18 protein-coding genes and 1 pseudogene are annotated in these 26,987 nt (G+C 63.2%); 14 read left to right on the top strand and 5 right to left on the bottom strand.

All coding sequences use genetic code 11. The annotated features are described in order from the left end of the window. Positions 1–134: 134 nt before the first annotated feature. Entirely contained in the window at positions 135–716 is a 582-nt protein-coding gene (locus ACFFUC_RS13970) for a GNAT family N-acetyltransferase (RefSeq protein WP_377687218.1), read from the top strand. A gap of 384 nt (positions 717–1,100) precedes the next feature. Then, positions 1,101–2,639, top strand: a complete 1,539-nt coding sequence (locus ACFFUC_RS13965; RefSeq protein ID WP_377687256.1) for a M81 family metallopeptidase — start codon at positions 1,101–1,103, stop codon at positions 2,637–2,639. Positions 2,640–2,750: 111 nt separating this feature from the next. Here ACFFUC_RS13965 and ACFFUC_RS13960 read toward each other — a convergent pair whose 3' ends face one another. The 4 genes from ACFFUC_RS13960 to ACFFUC_RS13945 all read right to left on the bottom strand — a co-directional run bounded on the left by ACFFUC_RS13960 (position 2,751) and on the right by ACFFUC_RS13945 (position 9,652). After that, a complete protein-coding gene (locus ACFFUC_RS13960; protein ID WP_377687216.1) occupies positions 2,751–4,148 on the bottom strand; it encodes an efflux transporter outer membrane subunit in 1,398 nt (465 codons plus the stop codon). A 303-nt stretch (positions 4,149–4,451) separates the two neighbouring features. Further along, on the bottom strand, positions 4,452–7,679 hold the full coding sequence (locus ACFFUC_RS13955) for an efflux RND transporter permease subunit (RefSeq protein WP_377687215.1): 3,228 nt from the start codon (positions 7,677–7,679) through the stop codon (positions 4,452–4,454). Between the two features lie 3 nt (positions 7,680–7,682). Next, positions 7,683–8,912 (bottom strand): efflux RND transporter periplasmic adaptor subunit, encoded by a 1,230-nt coding sequence (locus ACFFUC_RS13950; RefSeq protein WP_377687212.1) that lies wholly within the window; start codon positions 8,910–8,912, stop codon positions 7,683–7,685. A 116-nt stretch (positions 8,913–9,028) separates the two neighbouring features. Next, a complete protein-coding gene (locus tag ACFFUC_RS13945) occupies positions 9,029–9,652 on the bottom strand; it encodes a TetR family transcriptional regulator (protein WP_377687210.1) in 624 nt (207 codons plus the stop codon). 881 nt (positions 9,653–10,533) lie between these two features. Between ACFFUC_RS13945 and ACFFUC_RS13940 the strand changes: the two genes are divergently transcribed. The 11 genes from ACFFUC_RS13940 to ACFFUC_RS13890 all read left to right on the top strand — a co-directional run bounded on the left by ACFFUC_RS13940 (position 10,534) and on the right by ACFFUC_RS13890 (position 23,432). Beyond that, a complete protein-coding gene (locus tag ACFFUC_RS13940) occupies positions 10,534–10,623 on the top strand; it encodes a potassium-transporting ATPase subunit F (protein ID WP_377687208.1) in 90 nt (29 codons plus the stop codon). A gap of 1 nt (position 10,624) precedes the next feature. Further along, entirely contained in the window at positions 10,625–12,310 is a 1,686-nt protein-coding gene (kdpA, locus tag ACFFUC_RS13935; protein WP_377687206.1) for a potassium-transporting ATPase subunit KdpA, read from the top strand. Between the two features lie 10 nt (positions 12,311–12,320). Continuing rightward, the gene (gene kdpB / locus ACFFUC_RS13930) at positions 12,321–14,360 is read left to right on the top strand and encodes a potassium-transporting ATPase subunit KdpB (RefSeq protein ID WP_377687203.1); all 2,040 of its coding nucleotides are present in this window, start codon (positions 12,321–12,323) and stop codon (positions 14,358–14,360) included. A gap of 9 nt (positions 14,361–14,369) precedes the next feature. Next, complete coding sequence (gene kdpC, locus ACFFUC_RS13925) at positions 14,370–14,924, top strand: potassium-transporting ATPase subunit KdpC (protein ID WP_377687201.1); 555 nt, start codon at positions 14,370–14,372, stop codon at positions 14,922–14,924. A gap of 9 nt (positions 14,925–14,933) precedes the next feature. Then, positions 14,934–17,651 carry a DUF4118 domain-containing protein gene (locus ACFFUC_RS13920; protein WP_377687199.1) on the top strand — a complete coding sequence of 906 codons (2,718 nt, stop codon included), beginning with the start codon at positions 14,934–14,936 and terminating at the stop codon, positions 17,649–17,651. Next, complete coding sequence (locus ACFFUC_RS13915; RefSeq protein ID WP_377687197.1) at positions 17,644–18,330, top strand: response regulator; 687 nt, start codon at positions 17,644–17,646, stop codon at positions 18,328–18,330. The genes ACFFUC_RS13920 and ACFFUC_RS13915 overlap by 8 nt, the downstream gene beginning before the upstream one ends. Positions 18,331–18,575: 245 nt before the next feature. Continuing rightward, a complete protein-coding gene (locus ACFFUC_RS13910; protein WP_377687195.1) occupies positions 18,576–19,604 on the top strand; it encodes an ABC transporter substrate-binding protein in 1,029 nt (342 codons plus the stop codon). Positions 19,605–19,606: 2 nt separating this feature from the next. Beyond that, entirely contained in the window at positions 19,607–20,641 is a 1,035-nt protein-coding gene (locus ACFFUC_RS13905; protein WP_377687193.1) for a FecCD family ABC transporter permease, read from the top strand. After that, complete coding sequence (locus ACFFUC_RS13900) at positions 20,638–21,399, top strand: ABC transporter ATP-binding protein (protein WP_377687191.1); 762 nt, start codon at positions 20,638–20,640, stop codon at positions 21,397–21,399. The genes ACFFUC_RS13905 and ACFFUC_RS13900 overlap by 4 nt, the downstream gene beginning before the upstream one ends. Before the next feature lie 402 nt (positions 21,400–21,801). Continuing rightward, positions 21,802–21,924, top strand: a complete 123-nt coding sequence (locus tag ACFFUC_RS13895; RefSeq protein ID WP_377687190.1) for a hypothetical protein — start codon at positions 21,802–21,804, stop codon at positions 21,922–21,924. A 383-nt stretch (positions 21,925–22,307) separates the two neighbouring features. Continuing rightward, positions 22,308–23,432 carry a Hint domain-containing protein gene (locus tag ACFFUC_RS13890; protein WP_377687188.1) on the top strand — a complete coding sequence of 375 codons (1,125 nt, stop codon included), beginning with the start codon at positions 22,308–22,310 and terminating at the stop codon, positions 23,430–23,432. A 731-nt stretch (positions 23,433–24,163) separates the two neighbouring features. On the opposite strand, the pseudogene ACFFUC_RS13885 reads toward ACFFUC_RS13890, so the two are convergent. Further along, a pseudogene (locus ACFFUC_RS13885) lies at positions 24,164–25,016 on the bottom strand (IS5 family transposase). Positions 25,017–25,371: 355 nt separating this feature from the next. On the opposite strand from ACFFUC_RS13885, the gene ACFFUC_RS13880 reads away from it, so the two are divergent. Next, positions 25,372–26,987 (top strand): type VI secretion system Vgr family protein (locus ACFFUC_RS13880; protein WP_377687187.1); only part of this gene is annotated, 1,616 nt, incomplete at its 3' end.

Here is a 26,987-nt window from a genome sequence, read left to right as displayed (position 1 = left end):
TAGGCGGGTACGCCGCGCCGCGCAAGCCAGACGATTTGCTCAGCCCTGCGGTGCCGGAAAGGGCTGGCGAGCGCGCGCCAAATCGTCGAAAACCGTTCAGGCGCAAAGGGCGCGGGCAAGGACGGGAAAGAGCTATGGAGATCCGCAGGGCAAGAGCGTCGGATGCCGCTCATCTGGTGCGCTTCATCAATATGGCGGCGGATGATCTGCCGCTGCATTTCTGGCGCAAATCGGCCGGACCGGATGGAGACCCTTGGGCCTTGGGCCAAGAGCGGGCGGCGCGCGAGAGCGGCAATTTTTCCTACCGCAACGCTTGGCTTGCCGAGAGCGGCGGCGCGGTCGGCGCCTGTCTGCTCGGCTATCCCGCCGAGGAGGAGCCCGCCCCGATCGAGCCCGACACGCCGCCGATTTTCGTGCCGCTGCTGGAGCTCGAGGCGCTGGCACCTGGGTCGTGGTATCTGAATGTTCTGGCCACGGATGCGGCGTTTCGCGGCAAGGGTCTGGGCAGTGCTCTGCTGGCCGAGGCCGAGACCATCGCCCGATCCGCCGGTCACGACACGATCAGCCTGATTGCGGCGGACACCCACCGCGACGCCCTGCGTCTTTACAGGGCGAAGGGCTATCGGGAGATCGCGAGCCGCCCCGTCGTCAAGGACGATTGGGAGGTCGAAGCGCGCATATGGACCCTGTTCACGAAATCCGTTTCGCTCGCCTGATCGGGCGAGCCGGAGGGCTTTGGCGCGGCCTGTCTCCGTCGGGTGTCGGGACGCTGCGGGTATGTCGGGACATCGACAGAGCAAAGGGCGTGGGCTTGCTTCGAGCGACAAGGTTATGGACGCAAATCCTCGCACTTTCAGTCCTGCGCAGAAGAGACGCATGCTTTCGGGTCAAGCGGGCGGGCTGTTCACAGCCTGACCGACGCCACGCATTTTCAGGTTTGTGCCGCCTTTGCTGTTTTCCGCATGAGATCTGCCTGACGGATGGACAGGCAAGGGTCTCGCCGCCCCCGCTTGATGGGGCCGCGTGCCGACGTGGCCGGATCTGCCCCCCTTCAACCCTAAGTCTGAAGCGCCTGCCGTTGCCCACCCGCGGCGAATGTTATTAGCTCCGCCCACGTCTCCGACAGTCGCAGGATCAGTGCCATTCGTATCGTCATCGCCCGCCAGAACCATGAAACAAATACGTTTTCTCCGCTTCCCACACCGCTTGCGGCGTTCAATCCGCTTTGGGGGGCCGAGGCGCTTGCTCTGGCCGACGGGATGTCGACGGCCCTTGGTGCCTTCCATCGCTATGCCGAGGGGCTTGGCGCGGAAATCTCCTGCCCGCTCGTCGCACATGCCTGGCCGAGCGGTCCGGTCGACGACGAGGCCTTCGAGGCCATGGCTGCTGCGCTTCTGGCCGATATCGGGCTCGGCTGCGACATGATCCTGCTCGATCTGCATGGCGCTATGGTCACGCAGAGCCATGACGACGGCGAGGGGGAACTTCTGGCCCGCATCCGCCGTGCCGCGCCCGGAGTTCCGGTCGGTGTCGCGCTGGATCTGCACGGCAATATCACCCGCAAGATGGTCGAGAATTGCGACGTCCTGATCGGCTTCAAGACCTATCCCCATATCGACATGTTCGAGACCGGCGCGCATGTCTGCCGCGTGATGGAGCAGATCCGTTCGGGCGGGGCGCGGCCGCGCATGGCGCTCGTCCAACCGCCGCTTTTGGCGCATACGCTGATGATGAATACAACCGTTGACGGCGCGATGGCCGATATTGTCGCGCTTTCACGCGCGGCAGAGGCAGAGGCGGGGGTCCTCGGGGTCACTTTCTTCGGCGGCTTTCCGGCTGCCGATCTGGCCGAGGCGGGGCCCTGCGTCGTTGCGGTGACGACAGCGGATCTCGATCCGGCAGCGGTTGCGGGCAAGATCGCCGACGCGGTTTGGGCGAGGCGCGAGGGCTTCGTCTATACGCAGGAGCCGTTGGCCGACTCTATCGCCGCGTCGCGGCGCGCGGCGGAGCAATATGGCGGGCCCGTGCTGATGCTCGATCACGGCGACAACTGCATGTCGGGCGGCACTTGCGACAATATGGATGTGCTCGAAGCAGCCCTCGAGGCGGGGCTGGGCGGCATTGTCGCCGGTCCGTTCCATGATCCCCAAGCTGTGGCGGAGGCCTTTGCCGCCGGAAGCGGCAGCGAGATCACGCTGGAGCTCGGCAACAAGATCGCGGCCGAAGGCTTTCCCGCGCCGCGCCCTCCGTTGCGGGTGACGGGCAGGGTTTCGCGCTTGGGGGACGGACGCTACACCATCACCGGCCCGATCTATACCGGTATGGAATGTGCGATGGGTCGCGCGGCGGTCATCGATACCGGTACCGCAAAACTGCTGGTCACCGAAACCACGCACGAGCCTTGGGACCAGTCGGTCTTCCTCTCGGTCGGCATCGATCCCGCCGAGGCCCGCTATCTGGTGATGAAATCGCGCATGTATTGCCGTCCCGTCTTCGAACCGCTCGCCAGCGCGGTCGTCGAATGTGCCGGAGGGGGCGTGACCGGCTCGGATTACAGCCTTTTCCCGTTCCGGAAGCTTCGCCGTCCGATCTATCCTTTGGATCTCGCTGCCGATCGCTGGCAGCCGGAAGAAGTCTAGGCACGGGTGAGGCCGCCCGTCGATGGCGAATGCCCGCTTGGGCTTGTGATGGCGGGCGTCTGGGGATCGGGCCGCCTCCGGCCCGATCCGTCTTTGTGAGGGCGCGCTGTCTCAGGAAGCAGCCGCTTTCAGGCCGATACCACCTGCGGCCGCCGCACTCAGTTTGATGAAGTTCAGGCTCTGCTGGCGCAGTGCACCGGCGAGTTCCTGACGCGAGGACAAAAGCACGCGTTCGGCATCCAGAACGGGGAAGAATTCGGATTCGCCGTATTCGTAGGAATCCCGCGTCAGCCCCACCGATTCCTCGGCATTGCCCACAAGCTTGGTCTGGGCCGCCACCAGCCGCGAGTCGCGGTTATAGCCGGCAAGAGCGTTTTCGACCTCTTCGACCGCCGCCAGAACCGACGAACGCCAAGCCAGCCGCGCCTGTTCGGCCCGGGCCTGGGCCGCGGAAAGACGCGCGCTATTGGCTCCGCCCGAAAAGAGGGGAACCGAAAGCTGCGGGCCGAAGCCCCAGGTCTTCATGCTGCCGCCACCGCTGATATTGAGCGGCGTGACCGAGCCGGAGAGGGTGAGCTGGGGGTAAAAGGCCGCCTGTGCCTGATCCACTCCGGCCATGGCGGATGCGAATTGGCGCTCGCTCATGCGGACATCGGGACGCGCGCGGATCACATCGGCCGGAACCCCGACGCTGGCGCTATAGCGCGCGCGCGGTTGGGTGCCGCCCGATTTGCGCAGGGCGGCGGCGACCGCGCTGCTGGTGCTGTCGGTCAGGGTCGCCAGCCGGTTCACCGATTGGTCGAAGCCGGTTTCGAGCGGCGGCAGCGCGGCTTCGGCCTGGGTCACCAGTTGCTCGGCCTGCAGCACGTCGATGCGGGTCGAAGCGCCCAGAACATCCTGCTGCTCGGTCAGGCGCAGCGATTGCTTACGGCTTTCGAGGCTCTGCCGCGTCAGATCGCGCATGTTCTGGTAATAGCGCGCGTCGATATAGGCCGAAGCAATGGCGCTGACGACGGTGAGCCGCGCCACATCCGCCGACAGATAGGCCGCATCGAGATCGGCACGCGCGCCGCGGCGTGCCGCGCGGTTGGCACCGAATACATCGATCATCCAGGAAACGCCGAGCGTGCCCGAGCTCGTTTCGGAAACGGTGCCCGCGCCGGTGCTGTCGCCGCGCTGGCCGCTCGCCGAGGCGGTGATCTGCGGCAGATCGCTAGCGCCGACAAGACGGGCATTGGCCTCGGCCTCGCGGATCGAGGCGACGGCGCTCATGACGTCGAGGTTGCGCGCGAGCCCGTCATTGACCAGCCGGTCGAGCTGGGAATCGCGGAAGGCCGCCCACCATGTATTCGCACCCGCCCGTCGTGCCGGAGAATTGCCCGCGAAACGGTCGGCAACATCGGCTTTGGGTGCGGTGAAGGGCGTGGTCGTGCCGCAGGCCGCAAGCAGGCCGACCGAGGAAAGTCCTGCCAGAAGGCCGCGGCGGGAAAGGCGTGTCGATTGTGTCATCTGTTTGTCTCGTCCTGAGGGAAAGGGCTGGGTGGCGCGCGTCACGCCGAAAAGGGGGAGAGCTGACGTTTTCGGCCCGTGAAAAAGCCTTTTCTATTGGCCCGCAGACTTGCTGACGGGGCGGAAGGTCGAACATGCGGCCCTTGCAGGGCGCGGGGGAAGCCGGTGGCGCGCGGCGCGGTTGCCGCACGGGGCACCCGGGTAGATCCGGCGGCGGAAAGGGCTTCCGCCGCCGGTGCTGTCTGCCGGCCTGATCGGGGCCGGCAGAACGGAGCAACTGTGCCGGAGGAATCCATCCGCGGGTCAAGCGCCCGCAGATGTCGCCGTGGTCGGGCTTGCGGCTTGGGCCGCGACCGGCGTGGTCGGACCCGTCGCGGCGCTCTTGCTGTTCGGGGCACCTTTATCCGATCCCGAGCGGTCGAAGAGCCGCGTCACGAGGATGAAGAAGACCGGCACGAAGAAGATCGCAAGCGCGGTGCCCGTGATCGTCCCGAAGAGCGTCGCATAGCCGATCGCGACCCTAGCGCCCGCACCCGCGCCCGAGGACAGGACCAGTGGCACCACCCCGAGCCCGAATGCCAGAGAGGTCATCAGGATCGGGCGGAACCGCAGCTCTGCCGACTTGCGTACGGCCTCGAGCGCACCTTCGCCAAGCGTCGCCATCCGCTCGCGGGCGAACTCGACGATCATGATCCCGTTCTTGCCGGTCAGGCCCACCACGGTCAGAAGCCCGACCTGGAAGTAGACGCCGTTCGACTGCCCGCCGATCAGTGCGCCCAGAAGCGCACCCAGAATGCCCACCGGCATCGCCAGCAGCACCGCGATCGGGATCGACCAGCTTTCGTAAAGCGCGGCCAGACACAGGAAGACGGTGCTCAGCGCCAAGGCGTAAAGCAGCATGGCGCCTGCACCCGCCTCTCTTTCCTCGAGCGACATGCCCGTCCATTGCAGCGAGAAGCCCGGCGGCAATTGCGCCGCCAGCTCCTCCATGGCGTTCATCGCATCGCCCGAGGAGTAGCCGCTTGCGGGCGAACCTTCGATTCCCATCGAGGGCAGCGCATTATAGCGGCTGACCTGCTGCGGGCCGAAGACCCATTCCTGCGTCGCGATGGTCGAGAGATCGACAAAATCGCCGTTGGCATTCGGGATGCGCCACAAGGCCATGTCGTCGGGCGAGGTCCGCGCCCAGGGCTCGCCCTGCACATAGACCCGTTTGACTCGACCCTCGTAGAGGAAGTCGTTGACGTAGGAGCTCGACCAGATCGTCGTGAGGAAGGTGCCGACATCGGTGGCGGTGACGCCGACCGCACCCGCCTCGGCCCAGTCGATATTGAGGCGGAACTGCGAGGCATCCTCGACCCCGTTCGGACGCACGCCGGTCAGGCGCGGATCCTGCGATGCCATGCCCAAAAGCTGGTTGCGGGCTGCCAGAAGTTCTTCATGGCTCTGTCCGGCATTCGCCTGCAAATAGGCAGAGAAGCCGTTCGAGTTGCCCAGTTCCATCACGGCGGGCGGCACGATCGGAACCACGATCGCTTCGCTGATCCCGCCCATCAGGGGGCCGAAGGCGCGGGCGGCAATGGCCTGCGCGGAATCCTCGGGGGCGGAGCGCTCCTTCCAATCCTTGAGCTTGACGAACATCATGCCCATGTTCTGGCCCTGACCCGAGAACGAAAAGCCGCGAATGGAAAAGACGGCTTCGACGTTCTTGGCCTCGGCGGTGCTGTAGTAGTTCTCGACCTTTCTCAGCACCGCTTCGGTTTGCGAGGCGGTTGCGCCCGAGGGCAGCTGGACAATGGTCATGAGCGCGCCCTGATCCTCGTCGGGAAGGAAGGATGTCGGGGTGCGCTGGTAAAGCGCGACCATGCCCACAAGGATCAGGGCAAAGACGATCAACATCCGCATCGGACCTGCCGTCACCCGGCGCACGCCGCCGGCATAGGCCGAGGTCAGGCCGGAAAAACGGCGCTCGAAGCCGCGGCTGAAGCCCGCGCCCAGACGTCCGATGGCAGTCTTGGGCGGCTCCTTGCTGTGCGCCTTGAGCATGGTGGCGCAAAGCGCGGGCGTGAAGATCAGGGCGATCAGCACCGAAAGTCCCATCGCCGAAACGATGGTTACCGCGAATTGCTTGTACATCTCGCCGGTCGAGCCGCCGAAAAAGGCCATCGGCACGAAGACTGCCGAGACCACGATGCCGATCCCGACCAACGCGCCCGAGATCTCGTCCATCGACCGCTCTGTGGCTTCCTTGGGGCCGACATGTTCCTCGGCCATGATGCGCTCGACGTTCTCGACGACGACGATGGCGTCATCGACCAGCAAGCCGATCGCGAGCACCATCGCGAGCATGGTCAGCGTGTTGATCGTAAAGCCGAGCGTTGCCATCACGCCCATCGTGCCCAAAAGCACGACCGGAACGGCCATGGTCGGGATCAGCGTGGCGCGGAAGTTCTGAAGGAAAACCAGCATCACGAGGAAAACCAGACCGATTGCCTCGATCAAGGTATGGATCACCGCCTCGATCGAGATCACGACGAAAGGCGTCGTGTCATAAGGGATCTCGTAGGTGACACCGGCGGGCAGGCTCTCGGCCAGCTCGGCCATTTTGGCTTTGACGAGTTCGGCCGTATCCAGCGCATTGGCGCCGGATGCGAGCTGGATCGCCATGCCGGCGGCGGCCTTGCCGTTGAAGAAGGCCTCGATCTCGTAGTTCTCGGTGCCGAGTTCGGCACGCGCGACATCCTTGAGCAGAACCATGCCGCCGTCGGTATCGGTGCGCAGGACGATGCGCTCGAAATCCTCGGGGGTTTGGAGAAGCGATTGCGCGGTGATGGTGGCGTTGAGCAGCTGCCCCTCGGGCGCTGGCATGGAGCCGAAGCTGCCCGCCGAAATCTGCGCGTTCTGTGCGGAGATCGCCTGCGTCACCACACTGGGCGAGAGGTCGTAATATTTCAGCTTTTGCGGATCGAGCCAGATGCGCATCGCATATTCCGACCCGAAGACTTCGACCTTGCCGACGCCTTCAAGCCGCGAGACCGGCTCGACCATATAGGAGTTGAGGTAATCGGCGAGGTCGAGGTCGCGTTTGCTGCCGTCCTCGGACACCAGCGCGAGGACCATCAAAAAGCCGGTCGCCGATTTCTCGACGGTCACGCCCTGACGCTGCACGACCGAGGGCAGGCCCGCTTCGGCCTGCGCCAGTTTGTTCTGGACCTGAACCTGCGCGATATCGGGATCGGTTCCGATCTCGAATGTAAGTGTCACGGTCGCGCGTCCGGTCGATGTCGTCGAGGAGCTGATGTAGCGCAACCCGTCGAGGCCGGTCATTTCCTTCTCGATGATCTGGACGACCGTATCGGCCACTGTTTCGGCCGATGCACCGGGGTAGGTCGCGCCGATCACCACCGAAGGACCGGCGATCGAGGGATATTGGGAGATGGGCAGCCGCGTGATCGCCAGTGCGCCGAGGCCCATGATGATGATGGCGATGACCCATGCAAAGATGGGTCTGTTGATGAAGAACCGTGCCATGCTCTAGCGGGCCTCTGCGCTTTGGACCGGCGCGCCGGAGCCGCTTGCGGGGCTGGCGGCTGCCTGCTCCTCGGCCGCGCCGGAAGCAGCGGGAGCTCCGCCTTCCTGACCGGCAACAGCTTCATCGGGCGCGATCGAGACCGGCGCGCCCGGGCCCGCTTTCTGGAAGCCGGAGGTGATCAGCCGGTCGCCATCTGCCAGACCCGATGTCGTAACCCATTGGTTGCCCGAAGAAGACAGGATCGTCAGTTCGCGCACGGCGACCTTGCCGTCTTCGACCACCCAGGCGCTCGCCGCTCCGGTTTGGTCGCGCATCACCGCATTCATCGGCACGAGCACGGCCTTGTCGGCGGTGGCCTGCGGCAACTCGACTTCGACATAAAGGCCCGGAAGCAGCAGCAGGTCGGGGTTGGGGAAAGAAATCCGCAGCGTCACCATCCCGGTGGTCGGCTCGACCTGCGGTTCGGCGGCGCGCAACTCTCCGGTCTCGGGATAGGTCACGCCGTTGGGCAGCAAAAGCGTGGCGTGACCCGACAGACTTTCCTTGTTGTTCTTGAGGTCGGCGGCACGGTCCAGAAGGTCGTTGGCCGATTGGGTCACATCGACATAAACCGTGTCGATGGCGCGGATCGTGGTCAATGCACCCGTCTGCTGCGCGCCGACAAGCGATCCGGTGGTCGCCTGGGACAGGCCGATGATGCCTGAAATCGGCGCGGTGATCGTGGTACGGTCCAGATCGATTTCGGCGCTTTGCAGTTTGGCCTTGGCCATCTGGAGACCGGCATTGGCCGCGCTGCGGGCCGCGACCGCGCTGTCGCGTTTTTGTGCCGAGCCTGCGCGGGTGGCGAAAAGCTCTTCGGCGCGTTCGGCCTCGCGGACGGCCAACTCGTAGTTCGCCTCGGCCTCTTCGACAGAGGCTTTTGCGGCGGCTACGGCCGCGGAATAGGTGTCGTCCTCGATCTTGTAGAGCGGCTCGCCCTTCGTGACCGCGCGACCTTCCTCGAAAAGGCGCTCGCTGATGATGCCAGAGACCTGCGGGCGGACTTCGGCAATGGTCGAGGCCTTGATCCGGCCGGGTAGGCGGGCCGTCAGGGTGAAAGGTGCCTCTTTGACAATCACCGTACTGACGACGGGCGGCGGCGCATCCTGAGCCGAAGCGGGCAGGGTGGCCGCGACGGCAAGGAAGGCGCCGGCCAGCAGGCTGGTGGAGGCAAGCAGTCTGGGTCGTTTCATAACGAGCCTTTCTGATGGGGACGAAAAGTCGGCGCCGCAAAGACGGGGAGGGTGCTTTGCGGCAGGGAGGAGGAGAAAAAAACAGGCTGTTGGTGTTTGGCTGGTCGGGTCGCGGGTTAACCCGCGGACCTGTGCCCGAGCGGCTTGCGGATCAGAGACATCTGCGCCGAAATCAGCTTCCAGCCGAGCGTGGTCAGGCCGAAAGCCCGCGAGGAGCGCAGCCATTCGCTGACGATGCCGTTCATCGTCACCATCATCAGGATTGCCGCTTCGCGCGGGGTGAAGTCGGGGTGGAGGCTGCCGTCCTTTTGCGCCAGAACCGTGACGCGCTGGAGGTTCTCGAAAATCTCGTTGTTCATGCCGCTGACCCAATCCGCCAGTTCCTGATCGGCCGCGGCATGGAGCGAGATGCGCAGCATCCGCTGCTGGCTCTCGTCGGCCTCGAAAATGGCGAGAATTTCATGGGCGGTGGCTTCGAGAAAGCCGAGTGGATCGTCATGCCCCTGCGTCGCCGCGAGCACGAGCAGCTCTTCTTGCGGCAGCGCCCTGCGCGAGCGCAAGGCGGTGAGCAGGTCGGTTTTGTTCTTGAAATGCCAGTAAAACGCACCGCGGGTCGCACCAGCCGCACGCGAAATGCTTTCGAGCGAGGGGCCGGAAATGCCCTTTTCGGAGAAGATTATCTCGGCCGCATCGAGGATCGCATTGCGGGTTTCTTCGGCATCTTCCTTGGTCCGTCTCACGTCGCGATCCACCTTCAATCAACCATAGACAAGGTCATACAAACATTCACGAATGTATGTAAATGGCCGTTCTGAAATGACGGGCGGGTTTTCGATCTTGGGATATGTCTCTTTCACTGCGCTGATTTTATTTGCTAAAAGTGAAGTTCCTCTCGACTTTCCGAAGGTTTCCGAAGGTTTCCGAAGGGGTGAAATCTCGGAATTGTGATGATTGGGGATCATTCGCATTCACGGTCCGGCCGTCCTGCCAGAGGTCGGTTGCTCCAAGCTGCGCCCCCTCCCAAACGCGGCGGTTTCCGAAGCGATCACGGAGCGGGCCGTGGCTCTTGGAAGGATTGGAGAGTCAGAAATCCGCCCGCAGAACCACTTTCCCGCCAAACCGCTTCAGACGCTCAATCTGCCCCTCGAAAAGCCGGTAGAAGCTGCCCCTCGGTCTGGTCTCCTTGCGGAACTTGAATCACGCCGGAAACCTGAAACCAATGGGTTTGGAACCGAAGGCTGCTAGCCCGCAAACGTCCGAAGCGCGCCCAAGCCGGTGGTGTATCGGCTCTGTGGGCGGGATGCGTGAACTCGGACATATCCGCCGCGCAAGCTGCGCGACGAGAGGACCACGACAGGCCCCAAGGCCACCTCCACGACACAACTTAATGCTTCGACACCGCCAAGGAGCAGGAGGGCCTTCGCCGGCAAAATTTACGCTGGCTTTACGCATATCGGGGTTTTCCGCATAGCGCCTTTACGCGCCCCGCAAGCACAGTTTTCCCATCAAAACGCAGGAGAAAACCATGCTTTTCGACTTTCTGTTTCTTGCAGGCGGTCTGACCGTCTTTGCCCTCGCCGCCTTGGCGGTGCGGGCGGCTGACCGTCTTTGAGGGGGTGTCATGACGCTCGACCTTGTTCTGGGCGGAGCGCTTGCTCTGGCCCTGCTTGTCTATTTCCTGTTCGCGCTTCTGGCGCCCGAGAGGTTCTGAGATGACAGGCGATCTGATCTATTTTGCGCTGTTTCTGGTCGGTCTGACCCTGATTGGCTTGGCGCTTGGCGGCTATATGGAGCGGGTTTTCACCGGACGGCTGCGCCTCTTCGACCCGCTCGAGCGGCGGCTGCTGGCTGTGGCGGGCGTTTCGGGGCGGGGGCAGCGCTGGACAAGCTATGCGATCAGCCTGTTGGCCTTCAACGCGGCGGGATTTGCGCTTTTGTTTCTGGTGCTGCGCCTTCAGGGCTGGCTGCCGTTCAACCCGCAGGGCTTTGGCGCGATGACCTCGTCGCAGGCCTTCAATACTGCCGTCAGCTTCATGACCAATACCAATTGGCAAAGCTATGGTGGCGAGACTACGGTCAGTCATTTCAGCCAGATGTTCGGCCTGACGGTGCAGAATTTCGTCTCGGCGGCGACGGGGATTGCGGTGGCGGTCGCGGTGGTGCGCGGCCTTGTCGGGCGCTCGGTCAAGGATCTGGGCAATTTCTGGGTCGATCTGACGCGGGCGGTGCTTTACCTGCTTTTGCCGGGCGCGATTGTGATCACAATTGCTCTGATCTGGCAGGGGCAGCCGCAGAACCTGCTGGCATCGGTCACCGCAACAACGCTGGAGGGCGCGCAGCAAATCATCGCGCAAGGCCCGGTCGCCAGTCAGGATGCGATCAAGATGCTGGGCACCAATGGCGGCGGTTTCTTCAACGCCAATGCCGCCCATCCCTATGAAAACGCAACCGCGCTGACGAACCTGATCCAGATTTACGCGATTCTGTGCATTCCGGCGGCCTTTCCCTTCTTTTTCGGGCGCATGGCCGGGGACAAGCGGCAGGGGGTCGCGATCTATGTCGCGATGAGCGTCCTGTTCGTTGCCGTCCTGCTGGCCGCTTACTTCTTCGAGGCCCATGGCAACCCGCTTTACGCTGGCATCACCGATCCCGGTGTCTCGATGGAGGGCAAAGAGACGCGCTTTGGTCTGGCGCAGACGGTGCTTTTCACCGTGGCGACCACGGTGGCATCCTGCGGCGCGGTCAATGCGATGCACGACAGCCTGATGGCGCTTGGCGGCATGATCCCGCTGTTCAACATGCTTTTGGGCGAGATCATCTATGGCGGTGTCGGTGCAGGTTTCTACGGCATGGTGCTTTATGTCGTCCTCACTGTCTTTATCGCCGGGCTGATGGTCGGGCGGACGCCCGAATGGCTGGGCAAAAAAATCGAGGCCCGCGAGATGAAGCTGGCCGCGCTTAGCCTTCTGGTGATGCCGATCGGCGTTTTGATCCTGTCGGCGCTGTCGATTCTGACGGGCAATGCCCAGCCGGCGGTGCAGGATGCAGGCCCCCATGCGCTGAGCGAGCTGATCTATGCCTATACGTCGGGCACGGCCAATAACGGTTCGGCCTTTGCCGGATTTGGCGCCAATTCAACCTGGCACAATACGATGATCGGGCTGGCCATGCTGATTGGCCGCTGGGGCTATATCGTGCCGGTTCTGGCGATTGCGGGAGGGCTGGCGGCCAAGACGCGCGCGCCGGAAACCTCCGGAACCTTCCCGACCCATGGCCGTGCTTTCACCATCCTGCTGATTGCGACGATCCTGATTATCGGCGCGCTGACCTTTCTGCCCGTGCTGGCGCTTGGCCCGATTGCCGAACAGGTGGCGATCTCGGCTGGTCAGACATTCTGAGGGTAAACCCATGTCAAAACACGAAAAATCCGAAATCGGCCTGCTGGCCCCCGAGATCATGCGGCCAGCCGTTCTGGCGGCCTTCCGCAAGCTTGATCCCCGCAGCCTTGCGCGCAATCCGGTGATCTTTGCGACCGGGTTGGTGGCCTTGGTCACAACCGTTCTGGCGCTGGCGAAATGGGGGCAGCCGGGCACGTTCCTGTCGCTACAGATCGCGCTATGGCTTTGGGCGACGGTGCTGTTTGCCAATTTCGCCGAGGCCGTGGCCGAGGGGCGGGGCAAGGCGCGCGCCGATGCCTTTCGCGCCACGCGCTCGAGCGCCAAAGCCAAGGCGCTGCTTGATCCCGCGCGGCGCGATCTCTTCGAGATGAAAGACATCGACACGATCGAGCCGGGCGAGCTGATCCTGGTCGAGGCAGGCGATATCGTGCCCACGGACGGCGAGATCATCGAGGGCGTCGCCTCGGTCGATGAAAGCGCGATCACGGGGGAATCCGCGCCGGTGATCCGCGAAAGCGGCGGCGATCGCTCGTCGCTGACGGGGGGGACGCGGCTGGTGTCGGATTGGCTGGTGGTCAAAGTGACCGCAAAACCCGGCGAGACCTTTCTGGACCGCATGATCGCGCTGGTCGAGGGGGCCAAACGCGCCAAGACCCCGAACGAGATCGCGCTGGATATTCTGCTGGCGGGGCTCTCGCTGGTCTTTTTGCTGGTCGTGGCGACTTTGCCGGTCTTTGCGGGCTGGGCGGGCGCGCAGATTCCGGTGGTCTATCTGGCGGCGCTGTTCGTCACGCTGATCCCGACGACCATCGGCGGGCTTTTGTCGGCCATCGGCATTGCGGGCATGGACCGGCTGGTCAGGGCCAATGTCATCGCCAAATCCGGCCGAGCGGTCGAGGCGGCGGGCGATATCGATGTGCTGCTTTTGGACAAGACCGGAACCATCACCTTCGGCAACCGCATGGCCGAGGAATTCCTGCCCGTCCCCGGCGTCTCCGAGGCCGATCTGGCCGAGGCCGCCTGGGCCAGCTCGCTGGCCGATGACACGCCCGAGGGCAAATCCATCGTCGATCTGGCGGTCAAGCGGCATGGTTTCGTCGAGGGGATCTTGCGTCTTGGTGCAGATTTCGTGCCCTTTACCGCGCAAACCCGCATGTCGGGGGTGGATCTGCCTGATGGGCGCAAGATCCGCAAAGGGGCCTCGGATGCGATGGCGCGCAGCTTTCCCGAAGGCGGCGCGGCTCAGGCCGAACCTCTGGTGCGCCGCATCGCCATGTCGGGCGGCACGCCTTTGGTCGTGGCGCTGAACGGGCGTATTCTGGGCGTGATCCATCTGAAAGACGTCGTGAAACCCGGCATCCGCGAGCGTTTCGCCGAGCTGCGCCGCATGGGTATCCGCACGGTGATGATCACCGGGGACAACCCGCTGACCGCCGCCGCGATTGCCGCCGAAGCGGGGGTCGACGACTTCCTTGCCGAGGCCACGCCCGAGCGCAAACTGGAACTGATCCGTTCCGAGCAGGCACAGGGGCGGCTGGTCGCGATGTGCGGCGACGGCTCAAACGACGCACCGGCCTTGGCGCAGGCGGATGTCGGGGTGGCGATGAACTCGGGCACGCCCGCCGCCAAAGAGGCGGGCAATCTGGTCGATCTGGACAGCGATCCGACCAAGCTGATCGAGATTGTCATGGTCGGGAAACAGCTGCTGATCTCGAGGGGCGCGCTGACGACCTTTTCCATCGCCAATGATGTCGCGAAATATTTCGCGATCCTGCCCGCGCTGTTTGTCGCGGCCTATCCGGGGCTGGCTGTGCTGGATGTGATGGGCCTTGGCACGCCGCAATCGGCGATCCTGTCGGCGATCATCTTCAACGCTTTGGTCATTGTCGCGCTGATCCCGCTGGCGCTGAAAGGCGTCAAATACCGCCCGGCCTCGGCTGGTGGGCTTTTGTCCCGCAATCTGCTGATCTATGGGCTTGGCGGCCTTGTCGCGCCCTTCATCGGTATCAAGCTGATCGACATTCTGGTCGATCTGGCCCATCTGGCTTGAGGTGATCTTATGATCTCGCAACTTCGTCCGGCACTTGTTTTCCTTGGCTTCTTTTCGCTGCTTCTGGGCATTGCCTATCCTTTGGCGATGACCGGATTGGGGCAGGCGCTGTTTCCCGCTCAGGCCAATGGCAGCCTGATTGCGCGCGACGGTGCCGTCATCGGCTCAAGCCTGATCGGGCAAGAGTTCACGCGGCCGGGCTATCTGCATGGCCGCGTCTCGGGCACGGATCCGGCCTATAATGCGGCCTCCTCGACGGGCACCAACCTTGCGCCTTCCAGTCAGGCGCTGCTGCAAGAGGTCACCTCGCGCGCCAAGGCGTTCGGGCCGCTGCCGGTGCCCTCGGAAATGGCGACGGCCTCGGGCTCGGGGTTGGATCCGCAGATCACGCTTGGTGCGGCGCTGCGTCAGGCGCCCCGGATCGCGCAGGCGCGCGATCTGCCCGAGGATAAGGTGATCGCCCTGCTGCATGAGGTCAGCACCGGTCCGGCCTTTGGTTTTGTTGGCGAAAACCTTGTCAATGTGCTTCAGGCCAATCTCGCGCTTGATGCGATGATCCGCTAGGATCGCGCCATGGACCATGACGCCCCGCGCCCCGATCCCGAGACCTTCCTGTCCGAGGCCAATGCCGAGGCCGGGCCGGATCTGCCTGCGGGCTCGGCGCCGGGGCGGCTCAAGATCTTTCTGGGCGCCTCGCCGGGCGTCGGCAAGACCTATGCCATGCTCGAGGAAGCCCGCGCCGATCATGGCGCGGGCATCGATACCGTGGTCGCTTTGGCCGAGACGCACGGCCGCGCCGAAACCGCCGCATTGCTGGCCCATCTGGAGCAACTGCCCCGCCGCATTGTGACCTATCGCGGGCGGCAGATATCGGAGATGGATCTGGACGGCCTGCTGGCCCGCCACCCGCGTCTTGCGCTGATTGACGAGCTGGCCCATACCAATGTGCCCGGCGCGCGCCACCCCAAGCGCTGGCAGGATGTCGAAGAGGTTCTGGCCGCGGGCATCGATGTCTATACGACGCTGAATATCCAGCATATCGACAGCCTCAATGATGTGGTCGCGCGCATCACGGGCGTGCGCGTGCAGGAAACCGTTCCCGATGCGATCTTGCAGCGCGCCGACGAGATCCGCATGATCGATCTGCCCGCCGAGGATCTGATCAAGCGCATGCGCGAGGGCAAGGTCTATATGCCCGTCGAGGCGGGGCGCGCGCTTCTGAACTTCTTCTCCAAGCCCAATCTGACGGCGCTGCGCGAGCTGGCATTGCGCACGGCCGCCAGCCGTGTCGATGCCGACATGCTGGCGCTTAATCAGGGCAATGGACGGTTGGCGACGCAGGACCGCCTGATGGTCTGTCTGGATGATCCCGCCAGCGCCAAGGCGCTGGTGCGGGCGGGGCGGCGCATGACCGATCGCGCGCGCATTCCCTGGATCGTGGCCACCGTCATCACCCCCGAGATCGAGCGGCGCGGCCCTGCCGCCGCCGGTGCGATGGCCGATGCCTTGGCCGTGGCCGAAAGGCTGGGGGCCGAGGTCCAGATCCTGCGCGCCGACCGCGCCGATGTCGTGGACGAGCTGCTGGCGGCGGGCCGCCGTCACAAGGCCTCGCGGCTGATCCTTGGGCGCAGGATCGGGGCGGGGTGGTGGCAAAGGTTGCTCGCGCGGATCATGCCGCCTTTATCCGAGCGCATCCTTGAAAAAGCGGTCGATTTCGAGGTCACGGTCCTTGCCCCCACATCCGAGCCCGCACCCCGACGCGAAAAGGCGCCGCGCAGGGCCTTGGGCTGGCCGATCCTTCTGGCCGAGGCTGTGGGCGTGACGGTGATCTCGACCGCGATTGCCACGCCGTTTGATCGCTTCGTGCCGGTTGCCTCGCTGGCGGTGATCTATCTGGTGGGCGTTCTCTCCATCGGGATGCGGCGCGGGATTGCGGGCGCGGTTTTGGCCAGCGTTCTGGGCTTTCTGGCCTATAACTATTTCTTCACCTCGCCCTATTATTCCTTGCGCGTGGCCAGCCATGAATCGGTGGTGGCGCTGTTGGTCTTTACGGTTTCCGCGCTTTTCACCGGCAGCCTTGCGGGCCGGTTGAAGCAACAGATCGAATTCATGCGCGTTACGCAGGCGCGCACCCAGACGCTTTACGATTTTGCGCGCAAGATCGCCTCGGCCAGCACGACCGATGATGTGCTTTGGGCGGCGGCGGCGCATATTGCCCATTCGCTGGAATGCCACTCGCTGATCCTGATGCCGGACGGGGCAGGGGATCTGCAGCAGGTTCAGGGATTTCCCTCGGTCGAAGAGGATCTGGCGCCCCAGATTTTTGCCGCAGCGCTTTGGGCCTATCAAAAGAACGTGCCTGCGGGGGCGGGGACCGACACTTTGCCCGCCTCTGACTGGATGTTTCTGCCCTTGGCGACGCAGGGCGCGCCGATCGGGGCGATCGGGGTGCGGTTTCTGGACCCCGCGCGCGGACGCGATCCCGAGACGCGGCGCCTTTTGGCCGCGGTCGAGGATCAGGTCGCCGTCGCCGTCGAGCGCATCAAGATCGAATCCGATCTCGAACGCGCGCGTCTGGCCTCGGAGACCGAGACCCTGCGCGCGGCGCTTTTGAACAGTGTCAGCCATGATCTGCGTACGCCTTTGGTCACGGTGATCGGCTCGCTTTCGGCTGTCGAGCAAGGCGGCCTGCCGCCCGAGGGCGAACGTCTGCTCATCCGCGGTGCCCTGACCGAGGCCGAGCGGCTCGACCGCTATGTCGCCAATCTGCTCAGCATGACCCGCCTTGGCCACGGCGCGCTGACGGCGCGGCAGGTGCCGACCGATCTGGCCGAGCTTTTCGCGCGGGCGCAAAGCGATCTGGCCGTGCCGCTTTCGGTCTTTCATGTGGTCGTCGACTTGCCCAGAGACCTTCCCGCGGTCATGATCGATCCGGTCCTGATCGGGCAATCGCTTGTCAACTTGATGGAGAACGCGACCAAATATGCCCCCGAAGGCAGCACCATCCGGCTTTCCGCTACGACGTTGGACCAAGGCGTCGCCGTGCTTGTCGAAGATCAGGGGCCGGGCATTCCGGAACCCGAGCGTGCCCGTGTCTTCGATCTCTTCCATCGTGCCGTACAAGGTGACGGCCAGCCTGCGGGAACGGGCGTCGGGCTCGCGATCGTCAAGGGCATGGTCGAGGCGAATGACGGCAAGGTCGAAGCGATTGAGCCACCCTCCGGCACAGGTGCGGCCATCCGCATGATCCTGCCCTATGCCCCGACAATCGCCGAGATCGCAGATGAATGACACAACCGGAGTTCTGGTCATCGAGGACGAGGCGCCGATCCGCCGCTTTCTGCGGGTCGTGCTGGAAGGAGCGGGATTTACCGTCGAGGAGGCCGCTCGCGGACGCGAAGGCATAACCAAAGCCGCAACCCTGGGGCCGGACGTGGTGCTCGTGGATCTGGGCTTGCCCGATCTCGATGGAAAAGAGGTGATCCAAGCGATCAGGGAATGGTCGCGCGTGCCCATCCTCGTGCTTTCCGTCCGCTCGGAAGAGGCCGAGATCATCGCGGCACTGGATGCGGGCGCCGACGATTATGTAACCAAGCCCTTTGCCACGGGCGAGCTTTTCGCCCGTCTTCGGGCGCTTTCCCGCCGCAATGTTGCGGCTGCCGCTCAGCCGGCCGTCATCACCGTCGGAGGGCTGGAAATCGACCTTGCGAAAAGGTTGGTTCGCCTGAACGGTCAGGTGGTCGAACTGACCCGCAAGGAATTTGACGTGCTCGCACTTCTGTCGCGCAATTCGGGGCGCCTGCTCTCGCACCACGATCTGCTCGGCACCGTCTGGGGACCAGCCCATCGGGATGACGTCCATTATTTGCGCATTGTGATCAGCCACTTGAGAGACAAGCTGGGCGACGATGCCCAGCATTCGAGGCTGATCATAACCGAGCCCGGCATCGGATATCGTCTGATCTTCTGAACTTCCAAGGCATCGGGGCGATTTGCGGGGGAGGGACGGATGACCCGTCATCAATGGCGCCACGGATCCTCTCGATCGCGACCCAACTCCCGAGAGAGAGCCCGTTGGAAAGAGGAAACCAGCACGTTTCCCTCATGTTCAAAATTACCTGACTAATTTAGTATTGCGCCCGCCGCCCCGCATCAATAGGAGAGGCGCGCGGGTTTTTCTCGCGTCAACCGCCCTCCAGCTTTGGATCTGTTGCCATGTTTTCGTTGAAGTCGGTCAGCGCCCTTTGCGGCATGGCATTCCCCCTCGCCCTTTCGCTTTCGCCCGCTTTTGCCGCTTCGACGGCCTATCCGCTGGTGATCAACAATTGCGGGGTCGAGCTGACCTTCGAGAAAGCGCCGCAGCGCGCGGTCACGCTTGGCCAGAACAGCGCCGAGATCTTGCTGTTGCTTGGCGTCGAGGATCAGATGGTCGGCACCGCTTTCTGGCCCTCGGAAGTGCTGCCCGAACTGGCCGAGGCGAACGGCAAGGTCAAACGGCTGTCTCAGGAAATTCCGACGCTGGAATCGATTTTGGCGGAGCGTCCGGATTTCGTCGCGGCGCAGCTTGCCCATTTGCTCGGCCCCGAAAGCAAGGTCGCCAAGCGCGAGGATTTCGCCAATCTCGGCATCAACAGCTATCTCTCGCCAACCCTTTGCACCGCCAACCACAACAGCGGCGATGTGCATGGCGCGCGCGCCGAGATGTGGAACATGGACCAGCTTTACCAAGAGATCGACGAGCTTTCGCAGATCTTTGATGTGGCCGATCGCGGTCAGGCGCTGATTGCGGATTTCAAGGCGCGCGAGGCGGCCATCCGCGCGCGGGTTTCGACGCAGGCCAATGGTCTGTCCTACGCCTTCTGGTTCTCCAGCCCCTCGCCCGAGGCGGATGCCTATCTGGGTGGCAAGAACGGCTCTTCGGGCTTCATCGCCGATCTTCTGGGCGGCCATAATGTCATCCAGACCGAGGTGGAATGGCCCACCGTCAGCTGGGAGGGGATCATGGCCGCCAATCCCGATGTGATCGTGGTGGGCGAGGTCGCCCTGACCCGCGGCTGGGAGCTGGACAAGGCCGAAAACAAGATCGCCTTCCTGAAGGCCGATCCCGCCATCAGCCATCTCGAGGCCGTCAAACAGGGCCATATCGTGACCATGGATGCCCAGGCCATGAACCCGACCATCCGCACCCTTTACGGCGCCGAGCAGGTCGCCGCGCAGCTGGAAGAGCTTGGTCTTCTCAAGTGAGCATGCCCAAACGACATTTCGGGGAACAGGCCGGTCTTGGCCTGTTTTTGCTTTTATCCTCGGCGCTTTTGCTGCTGGCCATTGCCGCGGGCACGGGCATCGGCGAGATGTCGATCCCGCTGCGCACCACCTTTTTCGCCGTCACCAACAAATTCGGCTGGAGCGAGGTCGCGCTGGACCCGATCCATCAAAGCGTGATCTGGGACTACCGGCTTAGCCGGGCGCTGGTCGCGGCCTGCTGCGGGGCGGGTCTGGCGCTGTGCGGGGCGATCTTGCAATCGCTTTTGCGCAATGCGCTGGCCGAGCCCTATGTGCTGGGCGTCTCGGCGGGCGCATCGACCGGCGCGGTCTCGATCATGATCTTGGGGCTTGGCGCGGGCGCGGTCACCTTGTCCGCCGGAGCCTTTGTCGGTGCCTTTGCCGCCTTCGTTTTCGTGGCGCTGCTCTCGGACGGCGCGCGCGCCGGAGCGGGCAAGACGATCTTGGCAGGGGTCGCCGCCAGCCAGCTTTTCAATGCGCTTACCTCCTACATCGTCAGCACTTCGGGCAATGCGCAACAGGCGCGGGATGTGATGTTCTGGCTTTTGGGCAGTTTTGGCGGCGTGCGCTGGCCCGAGTTCCAGCTGGCGCTTACCGTTGTCGTCATAGGCTTTGTGATCTGCATGTATTTCGCCAAAGCGCTGGATGCCTTCGCTTTTGGTGATGATGCGGCCGCCTCACTCGGGATTTCGGTCAATGCCGTGCGCATCATCCTTTTTGGGGTCACCGCCCTTTTGACGGCGACGATCGTGTCCATGGTCGGCTCGATCGGCTTTGTCGGTCTGGTCGTGCCCCATGCCGCGCGCTTTATCGTCGGGCAATCCCATATGCGGCTGCTGCCGACCTGTCTGGTCACCGGCGCAATCTTCATGGTGCTGGCCGATATCATGTCGCGCATCATCCTGCCCCAGCAGGTTTTGCCCATCGGCGTCGTCACCGCATTGGTGGGCGTGCCGTTTTTCTCGATCATCCTTTACCGTTCGCAGCGCAACTCATGACCATCGCGGCAGAAAACCTTAGCTGGAAGATCGGGCAAAAGATCATTGTCGATGATGTCACGATCTCGGCCGTTCCGGGCAAGATGCTGGGCCTTCTGGGTCCGAACGGCTCGGGGAAATCCTCGCTGCTGCGCCTGCTGGCAGGGCTGCGCAAAGCCCATGCGGGGCGGGTGACACTGGACGGTCAGGACCTGCAAAAGATTAAGCGCAAGGCCCTTTCGCGCCGCATCGCCTTGGTCGAGCAGCACGCCAATACCGAATCCAATGTCAAAGTCCGCGATGTGGTCAAACTGGGCCGCATTCCCCATCACCCGCCTTTGGGTGGCTGGACAAAGGCTGATGACGAGATCGTCGACAATGCTTTGGCCCGCGTCGGCATGGAGGCCCGCGCCCGCGACGACTGGCAGCGCTTGTCGGGAGGCGAGCGTCAACGCGTTCATATCGCCCGCGCGCTGGCGCAAGCCCCCACCGAGATGCTGCTGGACGAGCCGACCAATCACCTCGACATCCAGCACCAGATCGAGTTGCTGCGCCTGATCTGTGATATTTCGCTGACCTCGATTATCGCGATCCATGATCTGAACCATGCGGCGATGTTTTGCGATCATCTGGTGGTGCTGGACCGCGGCCGCATTGTCGCGCAAGGTACGCCCGAAGCCGTCCTGACCGAGGCCCTTCTGCGCGAGGTCTTCCGCGTCGAGGCCCGCGTCGTCACCTCGCCCCATCACGGCAGGCCCCATATCCACTATCTGCGCTGAGGCGGGTTCTGCGCTATGGCGCACGAAAGGATGGCAGCCAGCGGATTCCGAATATGCCGAACCTGAAAGACGGTGGGGCAAATTGCGTGACGGGACATGCGACGAAAAAGGATACCGAACACAATCCGGCGCATGTCCCGATAAAGCGATTGAAAAGCTGGGCGAGCGCTCGACACCGCCGTTCACGGCAACACTGGCGCAGGCCGCCGCAGCTTCAACGCGCAGCGCCACGGAGCGCGTTTGCCCCGATCGTACGGTAGAGATCGGCCGCGCCATCGCGATACGGTTCGCAGGCGAAGACCCGCGCCAACTCCTCCGCGCGAAACGCCTTCCGCCTTTTACCCTCTGATACCATCGAAGCACTAAGGGCAGGAGCGTTCCGGTCCATTCCCTGAGGTTTCCATGCGGCCGACAATCATGGTTACCCGTGCCGCAGCGCATTCTGCCGACACGCTGATGGTTTCGGCGGGAATCAACGAAGACAATGACGAGGCGATCTATCACCCCTCGGCCCGCGTGTTTTGATACGGACATCGGGGCGCGCCGGTGCAGCAGTGTCTCTAAGACGATCACCGGATCAGCGTGCAGGATATTGCCGTGATCGAGGATGCCGCCATTTCCCCGGCGCGACCGCGTTTCTTTGCGCTGCGGGTGCCGGAAGGCGAAGTCGAATACCCGTGCCCACCGTGCACAGGTCGCGGCCCCTGACGGATTCCAGATTGAGTTGCCTCCTGCGCCGCTCTTTGAGTAACAGTCCCTATAGCACCTACAACAATATTAAGGGCTGTCGACCGGAACCTTGTCTTTGGTCCAACGTTCTGTAAATTCAACGGAAATCCACGCGAACTGCCGCATTTCCCACAACCGGCACCGCATTGCAGATCAGCCCACGCTGTCAGAGAGCCCCCATGCCAAATACCCCTACCGCGATTATTAATACTTCCGGAACGATTGTCTCCGGTGCAGCCGAACCGTCCATGACCATCGAGGTCAGAACCACTTCGGGAGAGTTGGTCGGAACCACCCGCAGCGATCCTTTTGGTCGCTACTCCATCACGACGACCCGGCCTTTCACCAACGGCGAGCAGCTTTTCGTGACGGCAACCGACAGTTTCAACAACACCTCGTCCCCCGCAACGGCATTCGCGCCCGACGTGACACCGCCGGCAGAGCCAAGCAACCTGTCCATGAACCAGGACGGTACCGCGGTAATTGGGCAGGCTGAGCCGAATACCGTGATCGAAGTGCGCAATGCGGAAGGATCAGTGATCGGACAGGGCCTGACCGACATGAACGGGAACTTCATGGTGAGCCTGGCTGTGCCCCAACAAGCTGGACAGACTCTGAGCGTCAGGGCGAGAGATTCTGCGACTCTCGAGAGTCAGGACGTTAGGATTCAAGCCCCGAACCTCTCAGTGCCCTGTTTCACCGCCGGCACCATGATCCGCACGCCGGAGGGGGAGCGCGCGGTCGAAACCCTTGCGGTGGGCGACCTTATTCTGACCCTCGACAACGGGCCCCAACCCCTGAGGTGGACCGGCAGGCGCAAGCTTGAACGCGAAACGCTTGCGGGCGCGCCAAATCTGCTCCCCATCCGCATTTCCGCCGGAGCCTTGGGCGAAAACACCCCTGCGCGCGATCTTGTCGTCTCGCCCCAACACCGGATCCTCGTGCGCTCGCGCATCGCGGCAGAGCTTTTTGGTGCAACCGAGGTGCTGGTTGCGGCAAAGCAGCTTCTTGCGCTCGACGGGATCGAGGTCGCGACGGATTGCGACACGGTCACCTATGTCCACCTGCTTTTCGACCGCCACGAAGTCGTCACCTCGGACGGTGCGGAAACGGAAACGCTTTATACGGGTGCCGAAGCGCTGAAATCGGTGGGGGCCACCGCGTGCGAGGAGATCTTTACCCTGTTCCCGCAATTGCGCGACGCGCGCGAAGCCTTCGCGCCGGCGCGCCCTTTCCTGAAGGGGCGCGAGGCGCGCGAGCTGGCTGACCATCACCTCTACAATAACCACGCGCTCATCACCTGACTCCGCTCGACTGTGGTCATTGCCCGCGCTTCATTTGCTGGTATGGCTGCTGCCCCGTCGCTTGCACTTGTCGCGGGACCGACCATAGCGGTTGGTGATGGTGATGGTGATGGTGATGGTGTTGTCGCAAGCCGAACTTGCACTTGCACCGGCGCGTGTCGCTCAAGTGGCAGGGTCGCGAAAAGCGGCCCTGCGTGCCGACCGTATAGGTCTGGCCAAAACCATGGCCAATTGCTCTGGTTGCCCTACGGCGAAGCCCCTGTACACTGTGGCTGGTTCCGGTTCGGCATCAACGGGACGACAGCGCCAGAAACGACGCAACCGCATCGAGATCCGGGTCGATCGCCTAAGGGATTGGCTGTGCGCCGATCATGGCGAGCCGCGCCCGGAACCGCCCTTTTCTGCTTGTCATGCTCACCGTGATTGCCCTGTTCATGCGATGAAATTCAATTGGGCTGCCGCCGAGCTTGAGCGAAATGATTGTGGCATGTCGGACCGCCGCAGGGACGTCGCCCGTCCGCCCGTCGCGAATAGAGAACGGGGAAGGCGATACCGAGCCGACATCGGCGCTGATCGCGGAAGCAACGCGCAGCAGATGCAGGCGTTGGCCATCGGGCGTCAGGCCGACAAAGGGAATATTGGCCAGTCGCAGAAATCCGGTCGGATCCTTGCCTCAGCCCAGTTACACAAACGAGCTGACGGCCGCGGCTCGCCTTGCCCCGAACGGGGACTTATCCCTTGAGCTCCGTTGCGAGGCTTCCGAGCGCGGTGAAGCCGTTCAGGACGGCAACTCGAACTTGCAGCTCTGGCGACCTGACGGTCGAAGTCTCGGGCGGATAGGCGCTGGCCCAGCAGCTTCACGCAGTGCATTCGGGTCTCTACACGGCTTTGACGGTGATAGCCGCTCCATCGTCGCCAGATGGTTCGGCCAACGCGCTTCAATATGTGCAGGATTGCGTTGCGCGCGATAGCCCCGGGGGATACGGCCTCCAGGGCTTGGCGTTCTTGCGGGGTACGATGATCGCTGCGGCAGCTCGGGCGACGATGGCATCATGGGCATTCACGGATGTCGAAGGCGCCATCGGCGGTGAATACGGCCGCACGGATTTTTAGAGTTTTCTCGTCGACTCCGATGTGGAGCTTGCGCCAGACGAGTCGCATCGACCTGCCATGCTTGCGTGCATTCCAGTCGCCTTGACCCTCAACTTTGATCCCGGCACTGTCGATCTGCAGGTGCCGCGGACCGTCCGAACCACGATAAGGAATATTGATCTTGAGGGTCTTCTGGTGCCCCGACAGCGTGCTGAACTCGGGCACTGACCAGTCGAAGCCGATCAACTGCATCAGGCTCTCGACGAACCCAGTGGTTTGGCGCAGTGCCATCCCAACGAGTAACTTTAATGCCAGGCAAGCCTGGATGGCGGCATCGCTATAAGTCGGGCGGGCGGCCACGCCTGCCGGCCGGTGCAGGCTCCCACGTCATGGCCGGATCGAACCTGATCGTCAGAGAGCCACGGGCTTCAGCGCTCGGTTATGGCTGGGCCAGTTACGGGCCTTGTAGGACGGAGATGTTGGTCTGCTCATACGACCCAGCTATCACGCTGGATTCACAAAGTGAATCCGTCACCAGATTTATGTAGCAGAGCCGAAAGAAACCTTCCCCCATGACGCCAACCCGTGCTGCTGCTGTCCCGACCGGTTCTTATCCGCGATCCCGCTCGCTGCAGTTGCCCTTTTCCGGTTGCGGAGACCAACGAGTCCAGTCCTGTGTCCTCGCTTCCCCTCGCAGCGCAACTTTCACGGGCATTTCCCTTGGGCCAGCTTGCCTCCCCATGCCCTAAAAGACCGTCCCTCCGCGCCTCCGGTCCGGACCAGCTTGCGCTATTTGCGCGATATGCCTACCAGTAACCTGACCTTTTAGACAGGATCGGAGGCTCGCATGAACGCTCCCTTGCGCCAGATGGACCGGCTTGGCCGCCTGACGACCGCGCTCGGCCCCGATGTTCTGGTGCTCCTGCGCTTTGACGGCACCGAGCAGCTCAACGATCTCTTCGAATATCGGGTCGAGGCTTTGGCCACGCGCAGCGATCTTGATTTCGACGCGCTGGTCGGGACCCATGCCACGGTCGAAATCGAGGGGCGCGAGGGTATTCGGGCTTTTGACGGCATCGTTACGCAGGCGCGTTGGGCGGGGGTGGGCGAGAACGGCCACCGCTATGATCTGGTGCTGCGCCCGTGGTTCTGGCTGGCCGGCCGGCGGCGCAACCAGCGCATCTTTCACAACAAGACCGTAGTCCAGATCCTGCAGGAGCTTTTGTCGGATTACGCAAGCCTCGGCGATCCCGCGCTGGAGTTGAAGCTTGGCGGTGATTACCAGCCTCTGGAATATACGGTGCAATACCGCGAAAGCGATCTCGACTTCGCGCGCCGCCAGATGGAGCGGGCGGGGATCAGCTTCCATTTCCGCCATGCCGCCGGCTCTCACACGCTGATTTTGACCGATGACGTTCTGGCGCATGACAGCATCGGCGAGATCGGACTAGGCTTCATCCGGGGTGATTGGATGCTGGAACTGGTTCGCACCTGTCCACGCCACGGTGAATACCTCGAGCCCTTGTGGCAGCGATATGATCGTTTCGAGCGTCATGATGTTGCGTTCCGGCTGGCGGAGTCGGCACGAGATAACACTGGCCACTCCCGTTTGACGATGGCTCGATCCGCGACGGCCTATGACCACTGGGTAGGGGCGCGTCTATCCGGAAAGAAGCAGCAGGCAAACTGGCTGGATCAGTTTGGCTTGCAGGCCGCAGCGAAGTTTTGCGGGGCGCTTGGAAGCCTTGTCGCGCAACGCGAGAGCGGCGCACACGGCGCGTCAGACCTTTCCGACCTCGATCACGCTGATCTGGGATTTGGGCTGGCTCGGGCCGGGAAGGGCGCCATTTGCGGCTTTCTTAGTGAGCATCAGGAAGGTCACTCGCCCGAGATCGGGCAGAAGCGGGTGTTCGGTGCGCTTTATTCCTTGCTGACGGGGGATGCCTGTCCGAAGGCTTACCACCCACTGAAACAGATCTTGCGGGAACACATTGGGTCAAGCTGGCCCCTAGGTCCGGGCGCGGAACTGCTGGGGGAACCTGTTCTTGAGAGACGGTGGACTTCGATCGGTGCCTTGGCGCATCTTCTGAAGATGGATGCGCCTGCGCTTCGAGAAAGACTCGGGGCCGAACGCACCGAACTCGCACGCCATAAGCCGGATGACTGGGCTCTGCATGAGCTCGAAAAGGCGGGGCCTTTTCTGTCTGATTTGACGAACGGGCTATCCGACGACCAGTTCTGCGAAAGCTTGTCCCTCAACCCAAAACTGTTTCAGGACATGCGTGATTGCAGCTTCCTTGATGGGGCGCGCGGCCGGCATGGTAGGGGCTGGGATCTGCTTGCCGGTCAGGCGATCGTTGAGCGCCTGCTGCTGGGTGCCCAGCAAGTGGGACGTCTTTCATCGGAATGGTTGCCGCTCGAACAGGCGGCTGATCATCATGGATGCTCTACAAGAGAGCTTGT

The organism is Paracoccus cavernae, from assembly GCF_042430175.1.
In the GTDB taxonomy this organism is placed as follows: Bacteria; Pseudomonadota; Alphaproteobacteria; order Rhodobacterales; family Rhodobacteraceae; genus Paracoccus; species Paracoccus cavernae.
The sequence above is the reverse complement of the archived record's forward strand: the minus strand, read 5'-3'. Positions and strand labels throughout refer to the sequence as shown.